This is a genomic window from Variovorax sp. FG153 (assembly GCF_057809595.1).
Window position 1 is genome coordinate 126,186 of sequence record NZ_JBMDKG010000005.1, and the last position, 23,016, is coordinate 149,201.

Sequence of the window (23,016 nt, forward strand, 5' to 3'; positions counted from 1 at the left end):
ACCGCACGGCTCAGGCCATCGACAGCGAGCGGCCGCCGGCCGTGGTGCGACGCTTCTTCGGCGGGGCCGGCATCGGCAGGTCTCGTGCGTTGCGCAGGCGCGGCCCCGCCACCATGATCTTGCGCAACCGGTGGTCGTAGCGCAGGAACAGTCCCGAGACGCTGCCCACGTAGGCATCGATGCCGAAGTCGTCGGCCACGCCGCGGTCCTCGGGCGAGAAGCGGTCGGGCTTCATGTTCATGCCCGCGCCCTTGTAGGCCGGGTGCGTGTGATAGTAGGCGACCGCGGTCGTGCCCTCGGGGCAGCCCTTGTTGCCCAGGCGATGGCCCACGTCGACCGTGTTGGTGTCGCCCTCGCGCGGCGGCATCGCGAAGAACTGGTTGCCCTGCTGGCAGATCATGCCGCCGAACTCCTTGCGGCGTTCGATCGACTCGATGAGCACCGACTCGAGCGCGGCGCGCGCGGCCTCGGTCACGGTGCCGAAGAGTTCGTACTGGGGCGGAAAAGCGGGTGCGGGAAGTGGTTCGGCCATGGCGCGAGTGTGGCTCCCGTGCGAGCGCACGGCCATCCGACGGACTGCGTATGACGATCGGCGGACCCGGGTGGCTCAGCGCGCCGCGCGCGGCGGCAGCGTGACCCACCACGCGGCCGCGACGATCATCGCGCCGCCGATCCAGCCGCCCGGGCCGACCCGTTCGCCGAAGCCCCAGACCGCGATCAGCGCGCCGAACACCGGCTCGCTGCCCATCAGCAGCGACACCCGGCTCGGGCTGGTGCGCGAGGCCGCATGGTTCTGCGCGAAGAAGGCGAACACGGTGCACAGCAGCACGAGGTAGGCCATGCCCCACCAGAACGAGGCCGTGGCCGGCGGCAGATGCCAGGCGCCGCCCGACACCGCGAGCGCCAGCGCGGCCGCGCCCAGCGCCATGGTGCCCGCCTGCACCGCGGTCAGCGTGAGCGCCGGCAGCGCATGGCGGCCCGCGAGGCGGCGCGTCAGGCAGACCATGAGGGCGCGCAGCACGGCGGCCGCGACCATCAGCGCGTCGCCCCAGCCCAGGCCGGCCGAACTGGCCGAGGCATGCGCGCTCAGCGACAGCAGCGCGGCGCCCGCGAGCGAGATCGCCGCGGCCGCGAACACGCGCGGCGCGGGCCGCTCGCCGAGCAGCCACCACTCGGCCAGCGGCGTGAAGGCCACGCACAGGCTGATCAGGAAGGCGGCGTTGCTCGCGCTGGTGAGCGAGACGCCGAAGGTCTCGCAGACGAAGATCGCGAGCAGGTTCGCGCCCAGCAGCCCGCCCACCGCGAGCCCCTGCCGCCACTGCGGCCCGACGAGCGGGCGCAGCGCCGGCAGCAGCACGAGGAAGGTCAGGCCGAAGCGCAGCGCGATGAATTCGAGCACCGGCAGTTGCAGCGTGGCCTGCTTGGCGACCGCATAGCTGCCGCCCCAGACCGCCGCCACCAGCAGCAGCATGAGTTCGGCCATGCCGAAGCCGGGCCGGGCCGGCACGCCGCCGGGGGTGAGGGCGATGCCGCCCGCGCGCTTTGAATCCATACTCCGCCTGTTCGATGCCGGTGCCCGCGCGCCATGCGCAGGGCCCGAGGCGGAATTGTTCCGGGCATCGATCGCGGCGAGTAGCCATCCGCAGGAACAGGACTGTTGCACCGTGGGACCGAATTCATTCCTCAAGGTACTGCCCGAGATGGTGGCCTTCCTGCGCGTGGCCGAGCTCGGCAGCTTCTCGGCCGCGGCCGACCTGCTGGGCATCACGCCCTCGGCCGCGAGCCGGCAGGTGAAGCGGCTCGAGAAGGAGATCGGCGTGCAGCTCTTGCAGCGCACGACGCGCCAGCTGCGCCTGACCGAGGCCGGCGCCGAGGCCTTCGAGCGCTGCCGCGAACTGGCGGCCGCGGCGCAGGACACGATGGCGCTGGCGCAGCGCTTCTCGGCCGACCCGCGCGGGCTGGTGCGGCTGAGCGCGCCGCGTGCCTTCGCGCGCCGGGTGCTGCAGCCGCTGGTGCTGGACTTCCTCGCGCGCCATCCCGCGGTCGACGTGCAGCTGATCGTGGAAGACCGCGACATCGATCCGATCCGCGAGGGCGTGGACCTCGTGGTGCGGCTCACCACCGAGCCGCCCGAGGGGCTGGTGGCGCGCCGGCTGATGGCGGTGGCGCACATCCTGGTGGCCTCGCCGGCCTACCTCGAGGGCCATGCGGCCATCGCGCATCCGCGCGACCTCGCGGCCCACAGTTGCCTGTCGCTGGGCGAGCACGAGCGCGACAACCACTGGCGCTTCAGCCGCCCCGGCGAGGACGACGTGGAGGTGACGGTGCATGGCCGCTACATCGCCAACCACAGCGAGATGCGCATGGAGGCCGCGACGGCCGGCCTGGGCGTGGCCTGCGTGCCGGCCTTCTCGGCGCGGCAGGCCCTGGGCGAGGGCCGCGTGGCGCGCGTGCTCGGCGATTGGGAGTTCCGCGGCAACTACCACGGCCATGCGTGGATCCTCTATCCGCCGAGCCGCTTCACGGTGCCCAAGTGCCGGGTGCTGATCGACCACCTGGTGGCGCGGCTAGGGACCGAGGGCTGAATGCGGGAACCGGACGCAGAGGACGCGAAGTCCGCTTTCACTGCGGCTGCAAACCCGCTTGTTTCATCATCGTCTCGGTCAGCACCATCTCCTGCGTGAAGCCGCGCGTGTAGTCGACGGCGCCCTGCGGGCTGGCCTGGCCGCCCGAATCGGTCAGCGCCGCCTGCACCGCGGGCTGCGCGAGCGCCTTCTCGAAGGCCGCGCGGATGCGCTCGGCGATCGAATCGGGCGTGCCGGCCGGCACCGAGATGCCGCCCCAGGAGGTCAGCTCGACGCCCTTCACGCCGAGCTCGGCCAGCGTGGGCACCTCGGGCAGTGTCGGGTTGCGGCGCGCGCCCGCGATCGCGAGCGCCTTGAGCCGGCCGGCCTGGATCTGCGGATAGGCCACCGACAGGATCGGCGTGCCGAACACCACCTGCCGCCCGAGGATCGCATTGACCAGCTCCGAGGCGCCCTTGTAGGGCACGTGCGTGGCCTGCGCGCCGAGCGCGCTCATCAGCAGCTCCACGCCGAGGTGCGAGGGCGTGCCCACGCCGCCCGAGGCGTAGTCGAGCTTGCCGGGCTGGGCGCGCGCCTTCGCGGCCAGCTCGGCCAGGCTTGCGATGCCCGCGTCGGCGTTCACCACCAGCACGATGTCGGAGGTGGTGAGCCGCATGACGTGGCGGAAGTCCTTGAGCGCGTCGTAGCCGGGGCTGCGGTACATGCGCATGTTGGCCGCCATCGGCGCGGCCGAGTAGATCCAGGTGTAGCCGTCGGCCGGCGCGCGCGCCACCAGCCGCGCGCCGATGTTGCCGCCCGCGCCGCCCTTGTTCTCGATCACCACCGGTTGGCCCAGCATCGGCCCCACGGCCTCGGCGAGCACGCGCGCCGTGATGTCGGGGCCGGTGCCCGCGAGGTAGGGCACGACCCACTTGATCGGGCGCTCGGGCCAGGCTGCGGCGGCCGCGCGGGCGCGCGAGACGGCCGGCAGCGCGAAGGCGGCCAGCGCGGCGGAAGCGGTGCCGAGGAAGCGGCGGCGGTCCGTGAAGCACATGTCTTTGTCTCCTTGTCGTTCTTGGTGCGGGTCGTTCAGCCCGGAAGCTCGCCGAGCAGCTCGCGCGCGATGGTGTTGCGCTGGATCTCGCTGGTGCCGGTCAGCACGCGGTACATGCGCAGCATGCGAAACAGGAACTCCACGCGCCGCCCCTGCACGATGCCCTCGCCGCCGTGGATCTGCACCGCGCGGTCGGCGATGCGGAAGGCCGACTCGGAGCAGAACAGCTTGGCCATCGAGGCCTCGGCGCGCGCCTCCGAGCCGGCGTCGATCTGGCGCGCGGTCGCGAGCATCAGCGCGCGCGCGGCCGCCAGCTCGGTCGCCATGTCGGCGAGCATGTGCTGGATCGCCTGGAACTGGCCGATGGCGCGGCCGAACTGGCGCCGCCGGCTGGCGTACTCGCAGGCATCGCGCAGCGCCACCGTGGCCAGCCCCACCATCGCGGGGCAGTGCAGCAGCCGGTTGACCGTGATGCGCCCGAGCGCGAGCGCCAGGCCGCGGCCGGGTTCGCCCACGAGGTTCGCCACCGGGATGCGGCAGTCCTCGAGCACGATGTCGCCGGTGTGCGACTGGCCCGCCATGGTCTTGTAGCCGGCCTCCACGCGCACGCCGGGCTGCGCCAGGTCGACGAAGAAGGCGCTGACCTCGCGCTGCGCCGGGTCGCTCGCGGTGGAGGCCATCAGCACCGCGAAGTCGGCGAAGGGAGATCCCGAGATGAAGCGCTTGCGGCCGTTGAGCACGAAGTGCTCGCCCTCGCGCACGGCGCGCGTCTGCACCGCGCCCGCGTCGGAGCCGGCCTCGGCCTCGGTCAGCGCGAAGCAGATCGCCTTCTCGGCGCGCGCCACCGGCACGATGAAGCGCTCCATGTGGTGCGGCGTGGCCTTGCGCACCAGCGCGCCCACGCGCGGCGGGCCGCTGAGCTCGCCGAGCACGTGCGGTGCCAGCGGCGAGCCGCTCGCGTAGATCGCTTCCTTCACGAGCACATGGTCGAGCACGCTGAGGCCGAGCCCGCCCATGGCTTCGGGCAGGGTCATGCCGTAGAAGCCCAGCGCCTGCGAGCGGCGCCAGACCTGCCGCAGCAGCTCGCGGCTCGCGCCGTGCTCGTGGTCGATGCCGTGCGCGCGCACCAGGTCGGCGAGCTCGCCATGCAGGAAGTCCTCGATGCGCGCGATCAGCTCGGCCGCGCGCGCAGAGCCTTCGAAGGGCCGCGCGTTCGCGCCGGACGACGAAAGGGATGCGTTCATGTCCTTTCCTTCCTTCAATTGACCATGCGGCTCTGGCCGGCCCAGTACGGCGCCTGGATCGCCTTGCGCGCGACCTTGCCGTTCGGGTTCTTCGGCAGCGTGCCCACGAACTCCACGCGGCGCGGCCGCTTGAAGCCGCCGAGCCGCTCGGCGCAAAAGGCATCGAGCGCGCCGCTGTCGAGCGCATGGCCGGGCTTGAGCACCACGTGCGCGGCCACGGCCTCGCCCCACTTGTCGTCGGGCACGGCGAACACGCAGGCATCGGCGACGGCCTCGTGCTGGTAGAGCACGGCCTCGACCTCCGAGGGATAGACGTTGAAGCCGCCGCTGATCACCATGTCCTTCTTGCGGTCGACGATGTAGACGAAGCCCTGGTCGTCGGCGCGCGCGAGGTCGCCCGTGTGGTAGCGGCCGTTCTGCAGCACCTCGGCCGTGAGCTCGGGCGCGCGCCAGTAGCCGGCGAACACGTCGGGGCCGCTGACCACGATCTCGCCGATCTCGCCGCGGGCCACCGGCTGGCCCGCGTCGTCGACGATCTCCACCAGCGACTCGAGGAAGGGCCGGCCGCACGAGGCCAGCCGCTCGGGCGCGGCGGCGCGCGCGAACAGGTGGTCCTCCACGCCGAGGCCGCACACGCCCGAGGTGGTCTCTCCCGCGCCGTAGCCCTGCGACAGCACCGGGCCGAACACGTCCATGGCGCGCAGGATGCGCGCGGGCGCCATCGGCGCGGCGCCATAGCCCAGGCGCTGCAGGTCGGGCAGCGGGCGGTAGCGGCCCTCGAGCTCGGCCAGCAGCATGTTGATCATGGTCGGCACCATGAAGGTGTGGGTCACGCGCTCGGCCTTCATGTCGGCGAGGAAGCGGCCGGGCTCGAAGCCCGCGAACAGCCGGATGGTGGCGCCGCTGCACAGCGCGGGCACGATCTGCATGCCCGAGGCATGGGTGACCGGCCCGACCAGGCCCAGCAGGTGGCCTTCGCGCATGCCCTCGGAACGCACGAGGAATTTGCGCAGCTGCGCGAGCCGGTTGCCGAAGGTCTGCATCGCGGCCTTGAGCACGCCCGACGAGCCCGAGGTGTAGTGCAGCACGGCGAGCTCGTCGGCCTCGACGCTCGCGGCCTCGAAGGCGTCGCCGGCGCGGCCGAGCGCGCCCTCGTAGGAAGCGGCGTCGCCCTCGGGCAGGTCGACGAACAGCAGCATCGGGCGCGCGTCGCCCTTCAGGTGCGGCAGGAAGGCTTCGGCGCGCTCGGCCGTGGTGACGATCAGCGCGGCGCCGCTGTTGGCGACGATCTCGCCGACCTCGGCGGGCGAGAGCCGCGCATTGAACGGCGCCTTGACCAGCGCGGCCTTGTAGCAGGCCAGCTCGACCTCGACGATCTCGATGCAGTTCGGCAGGTAGATGCCGACGCGGTCGCCGCGCGCGAGGCCGAGCCCCAGCAGCGCGTTGGCGAGCCGGTTGGAACGGCGCTCGAGCGCCTCGTAGCTGAGGCTGCGCGATTCGGTGCGCAGCGCGATCCGCGGGCCGTGCAGGCGCGCGCAGCGCGAAACGAGTTCGCCGACGTTGGCGACTCGGGCGGTGGTCTGTGGCAAGGGGTGTCTCCTGGATGCAGGCATGCGTTCGTGCATGCGATGCGCCACTGTCCGCCAAAGCGGCCTCGCGCAGGAAATACCGTTTGCTGATGCCGAGCCATCAATCGCATTGATGGCCTGGCTTGCGAGAAGCGCGCCGCGCTATGCCTCGGGCTCGACCTCGGCCAGCAGCTCGGCCTCCCAGCGGCCCTCGGCGATCAGCCGCGCGGCCTGCCGCACGAGCGAACGCGCCACCACCTGCGCGGCGGGATCGGGCGCGCGGTCGGCCGGCGTGGCGATGAAGTAGCTGCGCTGCAGCGCGGGCCGCATCACGCGCGCCGCGATCCAGCCCGTGCCCGCGGGCGGGTTGTCCGACAGCGCGCAGGCCGGCGTGAAGGTGAAGCCGGCGCCGCAGACATAGAGCGAGCGGATCACGCGCGCCGAGTCGTGCTCGTGCGCGAGGTTGAGCGCCACGCCGAGCGCGGCCGCGGCCTCCTCCACGCGCTGGCGGATCGCGAAGCGCCTCGACTGCAGCACCAGCGGCAGCCGGGCCGCGTCGGCGAAGTCGATCTCGGGCCGCGGCGCGGGCCGGGCCTTGCCGCGCCGGCCGGCGCGCAGGCGCGGCGCCACGCTGCCGTCGCGATCGAAGCCGCAGGCGAAGATGGCCTCGCGCGCGAGCGGACTGCAGGCCAGGCCCTCGACCTGCGGCGTGTCGACCAGGATGCCGACGTCGGCACGGCGGTCGAGCATGGCCTTCCTCACCATCAGGCTCAGGTCGTCGAGCACGAACACGCGGATGCGCGGATGCGAGGCCTTGAGCTCGGCCAGCACCGGCCCGAGCAGCAGCGAGGCCAGCAGGAAGGGCACGGCCACCGTGACCGAGCCCTCGGGCCCCTGCGGCAGGCGCTGGATGCGCTCGCGTACCGCGTCGGCGTCGGACAGCAGGCGCCGCGCATCCTCGTAGAGCTGCAGGCCCGCGGGCGTGGGCGTGACGCCGGCATGCGAGCGCTCGAACAGCTGCGCGCCGAGCTCGGCCTCGAGCTTCTTGATCTGCGCCGTGAGCGCCGGCTGCGCGATGTAGAGCGTGCCCGCCGCGCGCGAGAGGCTGCCGGCCTCGAGCACGGCGATGAAGTAGCGCAGGGTGCGCAGGTCCACGGTGCGGGCCTCGCCTCAGCGCTTGAGCAGCATGCGCACCGCCTCGGGCAGGCTGCGCGCCTCGGGCAGGAAATGGTCGAGGGTGGCGCCGAGGATCACGGCGCAGGCGACCGCGCCCAGCAGCGGCTTCCAGGTCAGCCGAACCGCGGCCATGAGCCAGCCCTCGCGCGCGACGCGCACCGCGGCGCGCGCCGAGACGTACGAGAAGGCCACCTCGATCGCCACGGCCAGCAGCGCGTCCCAGCTGAAATACAGCAGCACCAGCGAGCCGGCGCCGAGCACGACGGCGATGCAGACCAGGAAGATCGCGACCACCGGCACGACCACCACGGCGCCCTCGTCGGCACCGCCCGCGACCTCGAGCGCGCCGCTGGCGGCATCGGACAGCAGGCCGCCGTCGGCGCTGGCGCCCGAGCGCGCGAGCGCGCTGCCCGCGTCGAGGGCCAGCTCGCCCGCATCGCCCGCGTCGACCGCGTCACCGAGGTCGGCGCGCCCCTCCACCAGCCGCTGCGCCCACCAGCGCAGCACCAGCAGGTAGCCGAGGTAGCCCACGCCCAGGGTCATGAAGTAGCGCACCGCGAGCGACTGCACGCCCAGCAGGTGCATCTGCAGTGCCGAGGCGCCCCACATCAGCAGCAGCGTGAAGCTGCCGATCAGGATGCCGTGCGTGCGCAGGCTGTGGTGGCGGTGCAGGTCGCGTTCGACCTGCGTCTCCCAAAGGCGCACCGAGCGCCAGTTGGAGAGGACCTTCATCGGTCGCGGTCGGCGGCCTCGGGCGCGAAGGGCACGCGCTGGGCCACCGCGCACATCAGCTCGTAGCCCACGGTGCCCGCGGCCCGCGCCACCTCGTCGATGGGCAGCACCGCATCGTTGGCGGTAGAGCGGCCCCACAGCGTGACCTCGCTGCCGAACTTCGCGTCGGGCACGGGCGTGAGGTCGACCGTGATCATGTCCATGCTGACGCGCCCGACCATGCGCGTGCGCACGCCGTCGACCAGCACCGGGGTGCCGGTGTCGCAGTGGCGCGGATAGCCGTCGGCATAGCCGACCGCCGCGATGCCGATCTTGAGCGGCGCATCGGCCGTGAAGCGCGAGCCGTAGCCGATGGTGTCGCCCGGTTGCAGGGTCTGCACGCCGATCAGCTTCGTCGACAGCGTCATGGTGGGCTGCAGCTGCCAATGGGCGGCGTCGTTGGCCGGGAAGTCGGGCGCGCTGCCGTACAGCACGATGCCGGGACGCACCCAGTCGCCGCGCGTGCGCTCGGCATGGCGCAGGGTGGCGGCGCTGTTGGCGATCGAGCGCTCGCCCGGCAGGTCGCGGGTGACGCGCTCGAAGGCCTCGACCTGGTGCGCGATGCCGCGCTCGCCGTCGGCGTCGCTGAAGTGGGTCATCAGCGAGATCTCGTCGACCTGGGTCAGCGCGTTGAGGCGGGTCCAGGCGGCGCCGAAGCGCTCGGGCGTGAAGCCCAGGCGGTTCATGCCGGAGTTCATCTTGAGGAATACGCGGTGCGGCTGCAGGGTCTTGTGGGCCGCGAGCATGTCGATCTGCTCGTCGCAGTGCACCGTGTGCCAGAGGTCGAGCCGCGAGCACAGCTCGAGGTCGCGCGCCTCGAACACGCCCTCGAGCAGCAGCACCGGCCCGCGCCAGCCCAGCGCGCGCACGCGCTGCGCCTCGGCCAGGTCGAGCAGCGCGAAGCCGTCGGCACCGCGCAGCCCCTCGTAGACGCGCTCGATGCCGTGGCCGTAGGCATTGGCCTTGACCACCGCCCAGACGCGGGAATCGAGCGCATTGCGGCGCACGCGCTCGAGGTTGTGGCGCAGGGCATCGGTGTGGACCGTGGCGAGAATGGGGCGGGGCATGGCGAAGGGTCTTTGAAAACGATTTGCAGACCACGTTTTAGCATCTTCGGGAATGGGGTCGAATACGCAGAAGCCGCCTGCAGGAGCTGTCGTACCCCCATGCTATAACCGCCCATTCGCCTTCCGGGCGACACTTTTTCACTACTGCCAGCGACCCCCTGGCCAGCCAGCCCATCGATGAAGCGCGGTTTCTACACGATCATGTCGGCCCAGTTCTTTTCGTCGCTGGCCGACCAAGCGCTCTTCGTCGTTGCGGTCGATCTCATGCGAAGCGCCGGCGCGCCCGAATGGCAGCGCGCCGCGCTGGTGCCGATCTTCGCGGTGTTCTACGTGGTGCTCGCGCCGCTGGTGGGCGCCTTCGCCGATGCACTGCCCAAGGGCCGGGTGATGTTCATCAGCAACGCCATCAAGGTGTTCGGCTGCCTGATGATGCTGTTCGGCTCGCACCCGCTGCTGTCCTATTCGATCGTCGGCCTGGGCGCGGCCGCCTACTCGCCGGCCAAGTACGGCATCCTCACCGAGCTGCTGCCGGCCTCGCAGCTGGTCAAGGCCAACGGCTGGATCGAGGGCCTGACGATCGCCTCGATCCTGCTGGGCATCGTGCTCGGCGGCACGCTGGTGGGCCACGCGGTGTCGAGCAAGCTGCTGGCCTTCGACATGCCCTTCATCGACACCGGCATCGACACGCCGGCCGAGGCCGCGCTCACGGTGCTGATCGTGGTCTACATGATCGCGGCCTGGTTCAACACGCGCATTCCGCACACCGGCGTCGAGATGCGCCCGATGCGCGCCAACCCCGAGCACAGCCTGGCGCGCAACCTGGTCGGCCTGCTGCCCGACTTCTGGCACTGCAACGCCCGCCTGTGGCGCGACCGCCTGGGCCAGATCTCGCTGGCCACCACCACCCTGTTCTGGGGCGCGGGCGGCAACCTCAAGTACATCGTGCTGGCCTGGGCCTCGCTGGCGCTGGGCTACAACACCACGCAGGCCTCGGCCCTCACGGGCGTGGTGACCATCGGCACCGCGGTGGGCGCCATCGTGGCCTCGATGCGCATGCGGCTGGACATGGCCACCCGCGTGATCCCCATGGGCATCGCGATGGGGCTGATGGTGATCTGCATGAACTTCATCGGCAACGTCTGGCTGGCGGTGCCCTTCCTCATCATCCTGGGCGGCCTCGGCGGCTTCCTGGTGGTGCCGATGAACGCGCTGCTGCAGCACCGCGGCCACAACCTGATGGGCGCCGGCCGCTCGATCGCGGTGCAGAACTTCAACGAGCAGGCCTGCATCCTGCTGCTCGGCGGCTTCTACAGCGTGTGCACCGGGCTGGGCCTGTCGGCCTACGGCGCGATCAGCGCCTTCGGCCTCGTGGTGGCGGGCTGCATGTGGATCATCAAGCGCTGGCACGAGAACAACCTCAAGAAGTACCCCGAGGAAGTCGAGCACCTCCTCGCGATCGCCCGCAGCGACAAGCATCACTGACCGGCCGGCTATGCTCGGCGGTTTGCCCGCCCGATGCCCGCCCTCGCCCTGATCTTCAATGCCTTCGTCTGGGGGCTGTCGTGGTTTCCGTTCCGCCACATCGAGGGCCATGGCCTGCATCCGGTGTGGACCACCTGCCTGATCTACCTCGCGATCGCCACCGTGGTGGGCCTGCTGCGCCGCGGCGCCTGGGCCGGCTTCGCGGGCCATCCGATGCTGGTGCTGCTCGGCCTCGCGGCCGGCTTCACCAACGTGGGCTTCAACTGGGCCGTGACGCAGGGCGACGTGGTGCGCGTGGTGCTGCTGTTCTACATGATGCCGCTGTGGAGCGTGCTGCTGGGCTGGGCGGTGCTGGGCGAGCGGCCCACGGGTGGATCGCTGGCGCGCGTGGCGCTGGCGCTGGCCGGCGTGGCGGTGGTGCTCAAGACGCCGGGCACCGACTGGCCGGTGCCCTCGAGCCTGCCCGACTGGCTCGGCGTGGCGGCGGGCTTCGGCTTCGCGGTCACCAACATCGTGCTGCGCCAGCTGCGCGCGGCGCCCGGCGAATCGCGCGCGCTCGCGATGTTCTGCGGCTGCGCGGTGGTGGCGGGCACGGCCGCGCTGACCGGCACCGCGCTCGGCGCCTTCGCGCCGCCGACCGCCGCCTCGCCGGGCTGGATCGGCTGGGCCGCGCTGCTGGGCTTCGGCTTCGTGATCGCGAACGTCTGCCTGCAGTACGGCGCCGCGCGGCTGGCGGCCAGCGCGACGGCGGTGATCATGCTGTCGGAGGTGCTGTTCGCGAGCGTGTCGTCGGTGGCGCTGGGCGCGGCCACGATGAACTCGCGCATCCTCGCGGGCGGCGCGCTGATCGTGGCGGCCGCGGTCTGGTCCTCGTTTGCGCGAACGCCCGCCGCGAGCGAAGATCGCGCTCCTTCGACCCCCTGAGGACATTCCCATGACCAGCGTCTACGACTTCGAGGCCAGGCAGATCGACGGCCAGCCGGTGAGCCTCTCGGCCTACAAGGGCAAGGTGCTGCTGATCGTCAACACCGCGAGCAAGTGCGGCTTCACGCCGCAGTTCGCGGGCCTCGAGGAACTGCACGAGAAGTACGCCGGCCAGGGCCTCGCGGTGCTGGGTTTCCCGTCGAACCAGTTCGGCGGCCAGGACCCGGGCACCAACGAGGAGATCGGCGCCTTCTGCATGAAGAACTACGGCGTGAGCTTCCAGATGATGGAGAAGATCGACGTCAACGGCAGCGGTGCCGCGCCGCTCTATCAGTGGCTGGTGAAGGAGAAGCCGGGCCTGCTGGGCAGCACCGCCATCAAGTGGAACTTCACCAAGTTCCTGGTCGGGCGCGACGGCCAGGTGCGCAAGCGCTATGCGCCGCTCGACACGCCGGCCTCGCTCGCGCGCGACATCGAGGCGGCGCTGGCCGCCTCCGCCTGACGCTCAGTACCTGAAGCTCGCGGTCGTCGAGCCGCTGCCGACCGTGACGGCCTGGCTCTTCGACTCGCCGCCCTGGGTGGTCGCGACCACCGTGTAGCGGCCGGCGGGAATGTCGACCAGGCACACCGGCCCCGAGGCGCGCAGCGAGAGCGCGGCGGCGCCGTCCGCGCCCTTGATCTCGACCTGCACATCGGCCAGGTAGGCGCCGTCGGCGCGCGCGAACAGCAGCGCCAGCGGATGTTCCTTCATGGCGGCGCGCATGGCCTTCGACTCGTCGGAGCCGATGCCGCCGCAGACGTAGCGCGTGGCGCCCTCGCCCTTCCAGGCGGGCATGGCGGACTGGGCCTGGGCGGCGGTGAAGGCACCGGCGCAGAGCGACAGGACGGCGGCCGCGAGCGCGGCGGGGGTGGAAAAGCGGGACATGGGACGTACTCCTTGGCGCGATGGATGCCGGGAATGATGCGCCGGCGCCACAGTCGGGCGAGTCGGACCAGGGCGCGGCGCCGTGTGCGGCGGTGGCGCGGCCGCCCGGCAGCGCGGGCGCACCGGTACCCGCTACAGTCGGCGGCTTCGCACTTCCAAGCCGCCATCCGGCGCATTTCACGCCATGCGCCACCGCGCCACTCCGCTCATCCTCCTGGCCCTGGCGGCCGTTCTCGCCGGCTGCGCGACCCGCACCGCGCCGCGCGTGACCATGCTCGGCGACGGCGTGCTGCGTTCGCCGAGCCCCGAGGAGGCCGAGGCCTACTGCCGCAACTTCGGCGCGCCGCTGCGCTTCGTGCCGCCGACCATCGAGCCCGCGCCCAAGGGCGAGGTCACCTACCGCTGCGATTGAGCCGTCACGCAGCCGGCTGCAGCGCCGCGTCGAGCAGCTCGACCCAGTGCCGCACCGGCAGCTCGCCGCTGCCGCTTTGCAGGTGCGTGATGCAGCCGATGTTGGCCGACGCGATCGCCACCGGCTGCAATTGCTTCAGGTGGCCCAGCTTGCGGTCGCGCAGCGGATAGGCGAGCTCGGGCTGCAGCACCGAGTAGGTGCCGGCCGAACCGCAGCACAGGTGCGATTCGCTCATCGCCACGCGCACGTCGAAGCCCAAGGCGCGCAGATGGGTCTCGATGCCGCCGCGCAGCTTCTGGCCGTGCTGCAGGGTGCAGGGCGGGTGGTAGGCGATGGTGCCGGGCGTCGCGCGCACGCGGGCTTTGAGCGCCGGCACCAGGTCGGGCAGCAGTTCGCCGAGGTCGCGCGTGAGCTCGCTGATGCGCGCGGCCTTCAACGCATAGGCCGGGTCGTTGCGCAGCACGTGGCCGTATTCGCGCACGGTGACGCCGCAGCCCGAGGCGTTCATCACGATGGCTTCCACCTCGTCGCGCTCGACCAGCGGCCACCAGGCGTCGATGTTGGCGCGCATCTGCGCCTTGCCGCCCTCCTGGTCGTTGAGGTGGAACTTCACCGCGCCGCAGCAGCCGGCCTCGGGCGCGAGCACGGCCTGGATGCCGCCCGCGTCGAGCACGCGCGCGGTGGCGGTGTTGATGTTCGGCATCATCGACGGCTGCACGCAGCCCGCGAGCATCAGCACCTTGCGCGCGTGCGTGGTGGTGGGCCAGGCACCGGCCTCCTGCTTCGCGGGCACCTTGGCCTGGAGCGCGGCGGGCAGCAGGCCGCGCACCGACTGGCCCAGCTTCATCGCGGGGCCGAACAGCGGCGAGGGCAGGCCTTCCTTGAGCACCCAGCGCGTGGCCGACTCCATCGCGGGGCGCGGCACCTTCTCGTCGACGATGCGCCGGCCGATGTCGACCAGGTGGCCGTACTGCACGCCGCTCGGGCAGGTGCTCTCGCAGTTGCGGCAGGTCAGGCAGCGGTCGAGGTGCAGCTGCGTGCTGCGCGTGGGCGCCTGGCCCTCGAGCACCTGCTTGATCAGGTAGATGCGCCCGCGCGGGCCGTCGAGCTCGTCGCCGAGCAGCTGGTAGGTCGGGCAGGTGGCGGTGCAGAAGCCGCAGTGCACGCACTTGCGCAGGATGGCCTCGGCCTCGCGGCCGTCGTCGGTGCCGCGGAATTCGGGAGCGAGCTCGGTTTGCATCGTGGGATCGGTTCTTGTCGTTGTCTCGTGAAACTCGCCGGCCTCAGGGGCCGGAGGACGCGTCGTTCTTGCGCCGCGGGCGGATCGCGCCGAGCAGCTGGCGCAGATGGGCCGAGCGCCGCACGTCTTCGATGAAGGGCGGCAGCGACAGCGCCAGCAGCAGCGCCGCGAGCGGCACCACGCAGACGAAGCCGACGTAGGTGAAGCCGGCCGCGCCGACGATGCCGCCCGTGACGAACATGCCGACCAGTCCCGCGAACAGCCGCAGCCGCGCGCCGTTGTGGCGCACCGGTCCCGCCAGGGTTTCGCCGGGCCTGGCGCGGCGGTTCCAGTACAGCAGCTTGCCGAGCTCGATGCCGAGGTCGGTGAGGTTGCCGGTCATGTGGGTGGTGCGGATGCGGCCGCCCGAGGTCTTGGAGCCCACCGCGTTCTGCAGGCCCATGATGAAGGACAGCAGCAGCACCGTGAGCGGCACTGCGAAGGGCGTGTGCCAGGTCAGCGTGATCGCGCCCATCAGGCCGAAGGGCAGCATCAGCGCCGACTCGAGCAGCAGCGGCAGCGCATAGACGCTGCGCAGGTGGTGCTGGCGCGCCCAGTTGACCAGCAGCGCCGAGACCGCCGCGCCCGCCACGAAGGCCAGGATCGCGCCCAGCGCATTGAGCAGCAGCGTGGCGTTGCCGAGCACCAGGCCGTCGGCCACCTGCGAGGTGAAGCCGGTCATGTGAGACGTGTACATGTGCAGCACCAGGAAGCCGCCCGCATTGACAGCGCCGGCGTTGAACGCGAGCAGCAGGCCCAACATGTGGTTGGTCGAGGGCGCGCGGTGGCGGCCGGTGAGAAAGCGCAGGCGCCGCATGGGGGGTCGTTCAGTCGAAGGCGTGGATCCGGCCGCGGTCGAACACGGCGTGCGGATCGAACTCGCGCATCAGCGCGCGGTGGATGCGCTCGACCGCGGGCTCGAGCCGGTCGAAGCGCGGCGCCGCGGCCTCGTGGGCTTCGCCGTTCGCGGGCAGGCGGAACAGCGTCGCATGCCCGCCCGCCGCGCGCGCGGCCTCGCGGATGCGCGCGGCCGCGGCCGGCGTGGGCGGCGCCTTGTACCAGCGCTGGCCGCCATGCCATTCGACCAGCGGCGCGCCGAATGCCTCGAGCCCCAGCACCGGCGCGGTCTGCGGCACCGACAGGCGCCACAGCGCATCGGGCCCGGCCGCGGTGTCGAACCACGGCAGGCTCTGCTCGCGCAGCGACTGCCAGTCGGCGGCGGCGCGATCCTTGTCCTTGCGTTCGCCGCCGAGGTGCGCGCAGGCGGCCTCGACCGCCGCCACCGCGCCGCGCAGCCGCAGGTAGAGCGCGCCGGCGCCCGCGTACTCGAACCAGCAGCTCGCGTTGAGCGGCAGCGGCCGGCCGCCCCATTCGTTGAGCAGCCGCAGCGCATCGGCCTGGTCGCACGCGAACTCCAGCGTGGCCTCGGCCGGCGGCACCGGCAGCACCTTGAGGCTGACCTCGGCGATCAGGCCCAGCGTGCCGAGCGAACCCGCGAGCACGCGCGAGACGTCGTAGCCTGCCACGTTCTTCATCACCTGGCCACCGAAGCTCAACACCTCGCCGCGGCCGTTTACCAGCGTGGCGCCGAGCACGTAGTCGCGCACATTGCCCACGCTGGCGCGCGACGGGCCCGCGAGGCCCGCGGCGACCATGCCGCCGACGGTGGCGCCCGCCGCGAAGTGCGGCGGCTCGAAGGCCAGGCACTGCCCTTTCTCGGCCAGCGCCGCCTCGAGCTCGGCCAGCGGCGTGCCCGCGCGCACGGTCACGACCAGCTCGCTGGGCTCGTAGCTCGAAATGCCCGCGAGCGCGCGCGTGTCGAGCAGCTCGCCGCGCGGCGCCTCGCCGTAGAAGTCCTTGCTGCCGCCGCCGCGGATGCGCAACACGGCGCCGTCGGCGGCCGCGGCGCGGATGCGCTCGACGGCCTGGCCCAGTGCGTGATCGATGCCGCTCATCAGAACCTCGGCAGCTCGGGATGCGGCAGGCGGCCGCCGCGCACCACCTGCTTGCCGTACTCGGCGCAGCGCTGCAGCGTGGGGATCACCTTGCCGGGGTTCAGCATGCCTTCGGGATCGAAGGCGCGCTTGACGCCGAACATCTGCTCGTTCTCGGCGGCCGTGAACTGCACGCACATGCTGTTGAGCTTCTCCACGCCCACGCCGTGCTCGCCCGAGACGGTGCCGCCCATCGCGACGCTGGTCTCGAGGATGTCGGCGCCGAACAGCTCGCAGCGGTGCAGCTCGTCGGGGTCGTTGGCATCGAACAGCACCAGCGGATGCAGGTTGCCGTCGCCCGCGTGGAACACGTTGCAGCAGCGCAGGCCGTACTTCTGCTCCATCGCCTGGATCGCGAGCAGGATGTCGGCCAGCCGCTTGCGCGGGATGGTGGAGTCGAGGCACATGTAGTCGGGGCTGATGCGGCCCGAGGCCGGAAAGGCGTTCTTGCGCCCGCTCCAGAAGCGCATGCGCTCGTCCTCGCTGTTGCTGACCGCGATGGCGGTGGCGCCGCAGCCGCGCAGCACGGCCGTCATGCGGCCGATCTCCTCCTCGACCTCCTCGGGCGTGCCGTCGGATTCGCACAGCAGGATGGCGGCCGCGTCGAGGTCGTAGCCGGCATGCACGAAGTCCTCGACGGCGGCGGTCATGGGCTTGTCCATCATCTCGAGCCCCGCGGGGATGATGCCCGCGGCGATCACCGCGGCCACCGCGTCGCCGGCTTTGCGCACGTCGTCGAAGCTGGCCATGATGCAGCGCGCCAGCTGCGGCTTGGGCACCAGCTTCACCGTGACCTCGGTGGTGACGGCGAGCATGCCCTCGCTGCCGATCACCAGCGCCAGCAGGTCGAGGCCGGCGGCATCGAGCGCCTCGCCGCCGAACGTCACCGGCTCGCCCTCGGCCGTGAAGCCGCGCACCTGGAGCACGTTGTGCAGCGTGAGGCCGTACTTGAGGCAGTGCACGCCGCCCGAGTTCTCGGCGACATTGCCGCCGATCGAGCAGGCGATCTGGCTCGAGGGATCGGGCGCGTAGTAGAGGTTGTAGGGCGCGGCGGCCTCGCTGATGGCGAGGTTGCGCACGCCGCACTGCACGAGCGCGGTGCGCGCGACCGGGTCGATCTTCAGGATGCGGTTGAACTTGGCGAGCGACAGGGTCACGCCCATCTCGTGCGGCATGGCGCCGCCCGACAGCCCCGTGCCCGAGCCGCGCGCCACCACCGGCACGCCCAGCCCGTGGCAGGTGCGCAGCACGGCCGCCACCTGCTCTTCGGTCTCGGGCAGCGCCACCACCAGCGGCCGCTGGCGGTAGGCCGTGAGGCCGTCGCACTCGTAGGGCGTGGTGTCCTCGGCATGCCAGATCAGCGCATGCGCCGGCAGGTGGGCCTGCAGCGCGCGCACGACCTGCGACTGGCGTTCTGTCTTCTGGAGCGACGCATGCTGCGTCGGGCTCGGGGGCGCGTTCATGGGCGAAGTCTCTTCTCGGTGTTCTTCTGCGGATGGCTGGCGGGGGCCGGCCCCCCACTCTAAGGAAATGCGCGGCCTCCGGGTTGAAGGATTTTTGCGGCGGACTTGAGGAATCTTCGCCGCGCGGCGCTGGCCGGGACCGTGTTCAGCGCAGCGCCTGCACCAGCCAGTCGGCGAAGGCCGCGCACTCCCAGCGCTCGAGCGCGCCCGGCTGCCAGCACAGCGTGTGGCGGTGCGGCGAGCGCACGGCATGCTCCGACAGCGCCACCAGCCGGCCCGATTCGAACCAGGCCGCGCCCATCTTCTGGCGCACCAGCGCCACGCCGAAGCCGCTGGCGGCCGCGTCGTAGACCAGGCCCAGGTCGTTGAACTGCGAGCCCAGCTGCGGCTCGGGCTGGTCGATGCCGCAGCTCGCGAACCAGGTGCCCCAGGGTTCGAGCGGGCTGCGGATCAGCCGCGCGGCCGCGATCTCGGCCGCGGTGCGGAAGCCGTGGAACGGGCCGAACTCGTTGAGGTAGCTCGGGCTGCAGGCCGGCACCACCAGTTCCTCGAGCAGCGGGCGGTGCTCGCAGTCGGCGTAGTTGCCGCCACCGTAGCGCACCTCGAGGTCGGCCGGCTCGGCGGTCACGTCGAGCAGCGGGATCGACACCTGCAGCACCAGGTCGATGTCGGGATAGATGTTGCGGAACAGCTCGAGCCGCGGCATGAGGAACTGGCGGCTGAAGGTCGGCGTGACCGCGAGCCGCAGCCGCGTGGCGGCGCGCTGGCCCGCCGCCGCGTTGCCGCCGCCGGCATGCGCCTGCAGCGCCGCCAGGCCGGTGCGCACGTTGGCGAGGTAGGCCGCGCCGTCGGCCGTGAGGCTGAAGTCGCCGCGGCCGAACAGCTTGAAGCCCACGTGCGACTCGAGCTGGCGGATGCGGTGGCTGACCGCGCTGGCGGTCACGCAGAGCTCGTCGGCCGCGCGGCCCGCATGACGCAGCCGCGCCAGCGCCTCGAAGGTCACGAGGCACTGGATCGGCGGGATGTGCTGCAGGGCCATGCGGCGAAGGCTCGCGCTCAGTCCTCGAAGAAATGGACCGGCAGGCCGGGCGTCTCGACGCGCATCGACAGCACCCTGCCCGAGGCGGGCTTCTGCGCCAGTTCGGCCTCGGGCCGGCCCTTGCGCGCGGTGGTGACGAACAGCGTGCGCAGGTCGTCGCCACCGAAGCAGGGCATGGTCGGGCACTGCACCGGCAGCGCGAAGGCGGCCACGACCTCGCCCGAGGGCGCGAGGCGCAGCAGCTGCGCGCCCTCGAACATCGCGACCCAGTAGTGGCCCTCGGCATCGACCGTGGCGCCGTCGGGCCGCCCGCCGTAGGCCAGCGCCGAGCCGGGCGCCCAGCCCTCGGGCTTGGCGTCGAACCGCTTGAAGACGCGGCCGTGCGAGAGCGTGTTGTGCGCGGCGTCCCAGTCCCAGGCGCGCACCGCGTGGGCCGGCGTGTCGGCCCAGTAGAGCGTGCGCGCATCGGGCGAGAACGCGAGGCCGTTGGCCGTGGTCACGCCCTCGGCCATCTGCGAGAGCATCGGCGACTGGCCGTCGTCGCGGCGCGCATCGAGGCAGTAGAGCGCGGCATTGGCGCGGTCCTTGGCCTCGTTGATGCTGCCGGCCCAGAAGCGGCCGAGCGCGTCGCACTTGCCGTCGTTGAAGCGCATGGTGGCCGCGTCGTGCTCCACGCGCGCGATCGCGGTCAGCGCGCCGCCCCATTCGCGCGCGCGGTAGATGCCGTCGCGCAGCGCGATCACCAGGCCGCCGCTGCGCGCGGGCGCCATGCAGCCGGGTTCGGTCGGCAGGTCCCAGCGCTCGACCGCGCCGCCGGCGCCGATCTCGCCGCGCGTGCGCAGCACCGCGCGGCCGGGAATGTCGAGCCAGTACAGGGAACGTTCCTGCGGGTGCCAGAACGGCGATTCGCCGAGGGCGCTGAGGCTGTTGTCCAGGGGGGTCCACATGACGGGGATTGTGCCCCCGCGCCACGGCCCGCCGCTGTCGGACCGCACCGGGCCGCGCCGCGCCGAGGACAAAAAAAAGCCCGCTCGCACCGGAGTGCTTGCGGGCCGAACATCCAAAGGAGACTCTCGCTGAAAAATGGGCTTCAGGAAACCTTGGAAGGACCTTGGAAAACTTGGGGTGGTGGTCTGGTGGTGGACCGCGGGTCCCTTCCTCTGGAGCGAGGAACCCGCGGTGTCCTTGTCGCGTGTCGGAGAGGTTCCGATCAGCGGTTGTAGGCGGTTTCGCCGTGCGACGAGATGTCGAGGCCTTCGCGCTCTTCCTCTTCGGTCACACGCAGGCCGAGCACCAGGTCGGCGATCTTGAAGGCGATGAACGCCACGACGCCGGACCAGACGATGGTGAACAGCACGCTCTTGATCTGGATCCAGACCTGGGCGCCCATCGAGAAGGTGTCGGGGGTCAGGCCGCCGGTGCCGCCGAGGCCCTGGGCCGCGAACACGCCGGTCAGGATGGCACCCAGGATACCGCCCACGCCGTGGACGCCGAACACGTCGAACGCGTCGTCGGCACCGAGCATGCGCTTGAGACCGCCCACGCCCCAGAGGCAGACCAGGCCGGCCAGCAGGCCCAGCACGATCGAACCCATCGGGCCGACGAAGCCGGCGGCGGGGGTCACCGCGACGAGGCCGGCGACGGCACCCGAGGCGGCACCCAGCATCGAGGCCTTGCCCTTGTGCAGGCTCTCGCCCAGGATCCAGGACAGCGCGGCGGCGGCGGTGGCGAGCACCGTGTTCACGAAGGCCAGGCCAGCGGCGGCGTTGGCGGCACCCGCCGAGCCGGCGTTGAAGCCGAACCAGCCGACCCACAGCAGCGAGGCGCCGACCATGGTGAGCGTGAGCGAGTGCGGCGTGAAGGCTTCCTTGCCGTAGCCCACGCGCTTGCCGACCATGTAGGCACCGACCAGGCCGGCCACGCCGGCGTTGATGTGCACCACGGTGCCGCCCGCGAAGTCGAGCGCGCCGTCCTTGCCGAGCAGGCCGCCGCCCCAGACGATGTGGGCCATCGGCACGTAGGCGAAGGTGAACCACAGCACCGAGAACAGCAGCACGGCCGAGAACTTGGCGCGTTCGGCGAAGGCGCCGACGATCAGCGCCACGGTGATGGCGGCGAAGGTGCCCTGGAACGCGACGAACACGTACTCGGGGATCGTCGTGAGCGCGCCGAAGGTCTCCTGCGTCACGCCCTTGAGGAAGATCTTGTCGAAGGTACCGACGAAGCTTCCTTCACCCGTGAAGGCGAGGCTGTAGCCGTAGATGGCCCACAGGATGCTGATCAGCGAGAAGATCACGAAGACCTGCATCAGCACCGACAGCATGTTCTTCGAGCGGCCCAGGCCGCCGTAGAACAGCGCGAGGCCGGGGATGGTCATCAGGATCACGAGCAGCGTGGAGGTCAGCATCCAGGCGGTGTCGCCCGAATCGACCTTGGGTGCCGGTGCCGCGGCCGGCGCGGCGGGAGCGGCAGCAGCCGGCGCGGCTGCTGCGGCGGGCGCTGCAGCCGGTGCCGAGGCCTCGGCGGCCGGCGCCGACGCGGCAGCGGCGGGCGCGGGCGTCTGCGCGAAGCCGGTGGTGCCGGCGGCAAGCACGCTCAAGCCGAGCGCGAGGGAGACAAGCAGTTTTTTCATGGACGTTGTTCTTTCGGGCCTGGACTCGATCAAAGGGCTTCGCGGCCCGTTTCGCCGGTGCGGATGCGCACGACCTGCTCGAGGTTGTAGACAAAGATCTTGCCGTCGCCGATCTTGCCGGTGCGCGCGGCGCCCTCGACGGCTTCGATCACGCGCTCGACGAGGTCATCCGAGACGGCCGCCTCGATCTTGACCTTGGGCAGGAAGTCGACGACGTACTCCGCGCCGCGGTAGAGCTCGGTGTGGCCCTTCTGGCGGCCGAAGCCCTTGACCTCGGTGACGGTGATCCCCTGCACGCCGATGGCCGAAAGCGCTTCGCGCACTTCGTCGAGCTTGAACGGTTTGATGATGGCTGTGACCAGCTTCATGGGTTGCTCCTTTGGATGGAAAGAATTCGCGCGGCAGCATGGGCCGCGCCTCGTTGTGTGCCGCTTACAGCGTCTTCGTCAGCGTGAGGATGAAGCGCGGCTTGTTGGGCGAGTAGACCTCCTGCACCGTGTAGAAGCCGAAGTCGTACAGCGGGCCGGCCGCGACATTGAACGCGTTCTTCTTGTTCGCGCCCTGCACCGAGCCGGTGAGCGTGAGACCGCCGCCGAAGTCGTAGGTGGCGCCGACGTTGTAGTCGACGTAGTTCTTCGCGGCCGTGTTGTGGCGGATGTCGCTGGAGAAGCGGGTGAAGCCCACGGCGGCCTTGAGCGTGACCTTGGGCACGATCTCCTTGCTGTAGCTCAGGTTCAGGTAGCCGGTGTTGCGGCCCTTGAGGCCCGAGCCCGCCTTGTTGCCGGCGTAGCCGAAGTAGTCCTTCGACACCGTGTGCGAGTACTTGGCCGTGAACGAGCCGAAGGTTTCGTTGGCATAGGTGGCCGCGCCGTACAGCTCGGTGGTGTTGCCGGCGGTGTTGCCCGGGTAGATGTAGGTCAGCGCACCGACGTCCATGTCCAGCGGGCCGGCCTTGAACTTGTAGCCGCCGTACAGGTCGACCTCGACGCTGTTGCCCTTGAGCCAGTTGACGCTGGAATTCCAGTTGCCGACGTAGAAGCCGCTCTCGCCGAAGGCGTAGTCGAAGCCGCCCTGGATCGCGGGCTTGAGGCCACGGGTCTTGGCGTAGTCGTCCCGGCCGATCATGTCCTGGTCCTGGCCGCGGAACTTGTAGTTCGTGGTCAGCGAGATGTTGGCCGTGATCGGCGAGGTCGCGGGGGCCGCGGCAGGCGCCGCCGCAGCGTCTGGGGTGGCCTGCGCCAGGGCGGCGCCCGACGTGGTCAATGCGGTGGCCAGGACGATCAGGGCCTGGGCGGCGGAACGGTGCGTCATCGGGAACTCCTCGCAAGTAGTGTTGTGGAACCTGATGACCCTCAAAGCAGGGAGCGTGCCAAAGTGCACATCCCCCGGCGACCGGTTGAAGCGCCCTCCCGGGAAGAAGCC

At 71.3% G+C, this 23,016-nt stretch carries 23 protein-coding genes; 5 read left to right on the forward strand and 18 right to left on the reverse strand.

The features are described from left to right. Nucleotides 1–10 precede the first annotated feature (10 nt). On the reverse strand, nucleotides 11–532 hold the full coding sequence (locus tag ACODT0_RS08505) for a DUF4329 domain-containing protein (protein WP_172705405.1): 522 nt from the start codon (nucleotides 530–532) through the stop codon (nucleotides 11–13). Between the two features lie 75 nt (nucleotides 533–607). Then, nucleotides 608–1,552 (reverse strand): DMT family transporter, encoded by a 945-nt coding sequence (locus ACODT0_RS08510; RefSeq protein WP_413761807.1) that lies wholly within the window; start codon nucleotides 1,550–1,552, stop codon nucleotides 608–610. A 112-nt stretch (nucleotides 1,553–1,664) separates the two neighbouring features. Here ACODT0_RS08510 and ACODT0_RS08515 point away from each other — a divergent pair, with 112 nt between their 5' ends. Further along, nucleotides 1,665–2,585 carry a LysR family transcriptional regulator gene (locus ACODT0_RS08515; RefSeq protein WP_413761808.1) on the forward strand — a complete coding sequence of 307 codons (921 nt, stop codon included), beginning with the start codon at nucleotides 1,665–1,667 and terminating at the stop codon, nucleotides 2,583–2,585. Nucleotides 2,586–2,622: 37 nt separating this feature from the next. Here ACODT0_RS08515 and ACODT0_RS08520 read toward each other — a convergent pair whose 3' ends face one another. From ACODT0_RS08520 to alr, 6 genes are all read right to left on the reverse strand, one after another. Continuing rightward, a complete protein-coding gene (locus ACODT0_RS08520; RefSeq protein WP_489041060.1) occupies nucleotides 2,623–3,618 on the reverse strand; it encodes a tripartite tricarboxylate transporter substrate binding protein in 996 nt (331 codons plus the stop codon). A 35-nt stretch (nucleotides 3,619–3,653) separates the two neighbouring features. Further along, the gene (locus tag ACODT0_RS08525) at nucleotides 3,654–4,862 is read right to left on the reverse strand and encodes an acyl-CoA dehydrogenase family protein (RefSeq protein ID WP_261211968.1); all 1,209 of its coding nucleotides are present in this window, start codon (nucleotides 4,860–4,862) and stop codon (nucleotides 3,654–3,656) included. A 14-nt stretch (nucleotides 4,863–4,876) separates the two neighbouring features. Continuing rightward, nucleotides 4,877–6,487 carry an AMP-binding protein gene (locus ACODT0_RS08530; RefSeq protein ID WP_489041061.1) on the reverse strand — a complete coding sequence of 537 codons (1,611 nt, stop codon included), beginning with the start codon at nucleotides 6,485–6,487 and terminating at the stop codon, nucleotides 4,877–4,879. A 105-nt stretch (nucleotides 6,488–6,592) separates the two neighbouring features. Further along, complete coding sequence (locus ACODT0_RS08535; protein ID WP_261211971.1) at nucleotides 6,593–7,585, reverse strand: LysR family transcriptional regulator; 993 nt, start codon at nucleotides 7,583–7,585, stop codon at nucleotides 6,593–6,595. 15 nt (nucleotides 7,586–7,600) lie between these two features. Further along, entirely contained in the window at nucleotides 7,601–8,338 is a 738-nt protein-coding gene (locus ACODT0_RS08540) for a hypothetical protein (RefSeq protein ID WP_057592734.1), read from the reverse strand. Then, a complete protein-coding gene (gene alr, locus ACODT0_RS08545) occupies nucleotides 8,335–9,444 on the reverse strand; it encodes an alanine racemase (protein WP_057592733.1) in 1,110 nt (369 codons plus the stop codon). The genes ACODT0_RS08540 and alr overlap by 4 nt, the downstream gene beginning before the upstream one ends. A gap of 177 nt (nucleotides 9,445–9,621) precedes the next feature. Here alr and lplT point away from each other — a divergent pair, with 177 nt between their 5' ends. The 3 genes from lplT to ACODT0_RS08560 are packed head-to-tail and all read left to right on the forward strand — an operon-like array spanning nucleotide 9,622 to nucleotide 12,352. Beyond that, nucleotides 9,622–10,926, forward strand: a complete 1,305-nt coding sequence (gene lplT / locus ACODT0_RS08550) for a lysophospholipid transporter LplT (RefSeq protein WP_057592732.1) — start codon at nucleotides 9,622–9,624, stop codon at nucleotides 10,924–10,926. 33 nt (nucleotides 10,927–10,959) lie between these two features. Then, a complete protein-coding gene (locus ACODT0_RS08555) occupies nucleotides 10,960–11,850 on the forward strand; it encodes a DMT family transporter (RefSeq protein WP_057598131.1) in 891 nt (296 codons plus the stop codon). Between the two features lie 10 nt (nucleotides 11,851–11,860). Further along, nucleotides 11,861–12,352: a glutathione peroxidase gene (locus tag ACODT0_RS08560; protein WP_057597349.1), complete on the forward strand. Its 492-nt coding sequence runs from the start codon at nucleotides 11,861–11,863 to the stop codon at nucleotides 12,350–12,352. A 3-nt stretch (nucleotides 12,353–12,355) separates the two neighbouring features. On the opposite strand, the gene ACODT0_RS08565 is transcribed toward ACODT0_RS08560, so the two are convergent. Further along, complete coding sequence (locus tag ACODT0_RS08565) at nucleotides 12,356–12,775, reverse strand: hypothetical protein (RefSeq protein ID WP_064262220.1); 420 nt, start codon at nucleotides 12,773–12,775, stop codon at nucleotides 12,356–12,358. 184 nt (nucleotides 12,776–12,959) lie between these two features. Here ACODT0_RS08565 and ACODT0_RS08570 point away from each other — a divergent pair, with 184 nt between their 5' ends. Then, nucleotides 12,960–13,187: a hypothetical protein gene (locus tag ACODT0_RS08570; RefSeq protein WP_261211978.1), complete on the forward strand. Its 228-nt coding sequence runs from the start codon at nucleotides 12,960–12,962 to the stop codon at nucleotides 13,185–13,187. A 4-nt stretch (nucleotides 13,188–13,191) separates the two neighbouring features. Here ACODT0_RS08570 and glcF read toward each other — a convergent pair whose 3' ends face one another. From glcF to ACODT0_RS08615, 9 genes are all read right to left on the reverse strand, one after another. After that, the gene (gene glcF / locus ACODT0_RS08575) at nucleotides 13,192–14,427 is read right to left on the reverse strand and encodes a glycolate oxidase subunit GlcF (RefSeq protein ID WP_489041062.1); all 1,236 of its coding nucleotides are present in this window, start codon (nucleotides 14,425–14,427) and stop codon (nucleotides 13,192–13,194) included. A gap of 43 nt (nucleotides 14,428–14,470) precedes the next feature. After that, nucleotides 14,471–15,283 (reverse strand): YoaK family protein, encoded by an 813-nt coding sequence (locus ACODT0_RS08580; RefSeq protein WP_057597346.1) that lies wholly within the window; start codon nucleotides 15,281–15,283, stop codon nucleotides 14,471–14,473. A gap of 10 nt (nucleotides 15,284–15,293) precedes the next feature. After that, nucleotides 15,294–16,421, reverse strand: a complete 1,128-nt coding sequence (glcE, locus tag ACODT0_RS08585) for a glycolate oxidase subunit GlcE (RefSeq protein WP_489041063.1) — start codon at nucleotides 16,419–16,421, stop codon at nucleotides 15,294–15,296. Further along, a complete protein-coding gene (locus ACODT0_RS08590; RefSeq protein WP_261211981.1) occupies nucleotides 16,421–17,923 on the reverse strand; it encodes an FAD-linked oxidase C-terminal domain-containing protein in 1,503 nt (500 codons plus the stop codon). Before ACODT0_RS08590 ends, glcE begins: the two co-directional genes overlap by 1 nt. Before the next feature lie 145 nt (nucleotides 17,924–18,068). Then, on the reverse strand, nucleotides 18,069–18,962 hold the full coding sequence (locus ACODT0_RS08595; protein ID WP_431511014.1) for a LysR substrate-binding domain-containing protein: 894 nt from the start codon (nucleotides 18,960–18,962) through the stop codon (nucleotides 18,069–18,071). A gap of 17 nt (nucleotides 18,963–18,979) precedes the next feature. Further along, on the reverse strand, nucleotides 18,980–19,909 hold the full coding sequence (locus tag ACODT0_RS08600) for an SMP-30/gluconolactonase/LRE family protein (protein ID WP_261211983.1): 930 nt from the start codon (nucleotides 19,907–19,909) through the stop codon (nucleotides 18,980–18,982). Nucleotides 19,910–20,172: 263 nt separating this feature from the next. Continuing rightward, nucleotides 20,173–21,594 carry an ammonium transporter gene (locus ACODT0_RS08605; RefSeq protein WP_057597342.1) on the reverse strand — a complete coding sequence of 474 codons (1,422 nt, stop codon included), beginning with the start codon at nucleotides 21,592–21,594 and terminating at the stop codon, nucleotides 20,173–20,175. Nucleotides 21,595–21,623: 29 nt separating this feature from the next. Then, nucleotides 21,624–21,962, reverse strand: a complete 339-nt coding sequence (gene glnK / locus ACODT0_RS08610; protein WP_057597341.1) for a P-II family nitrogen regulator — start codon at nucleotides 21,960–21,962, stop codon at nucleotides 21,624–21,626. Between the two features lie 64 nt (nucleotides 21,963–22,026). After that, nucleotides 22,027–22,905: a TorF family putative porin gene (locus ACODT0_RS08615; protein WP_082321720.1), complete on the reverse strand. Its 879-nt coding sequence runs from the start codon at nucleotides 22,903–22,905 to the stop codon at nucleotides 22,027–22,029. Nucleotides 22,906–23,016 lie beyond the last annotated feature (111 nt).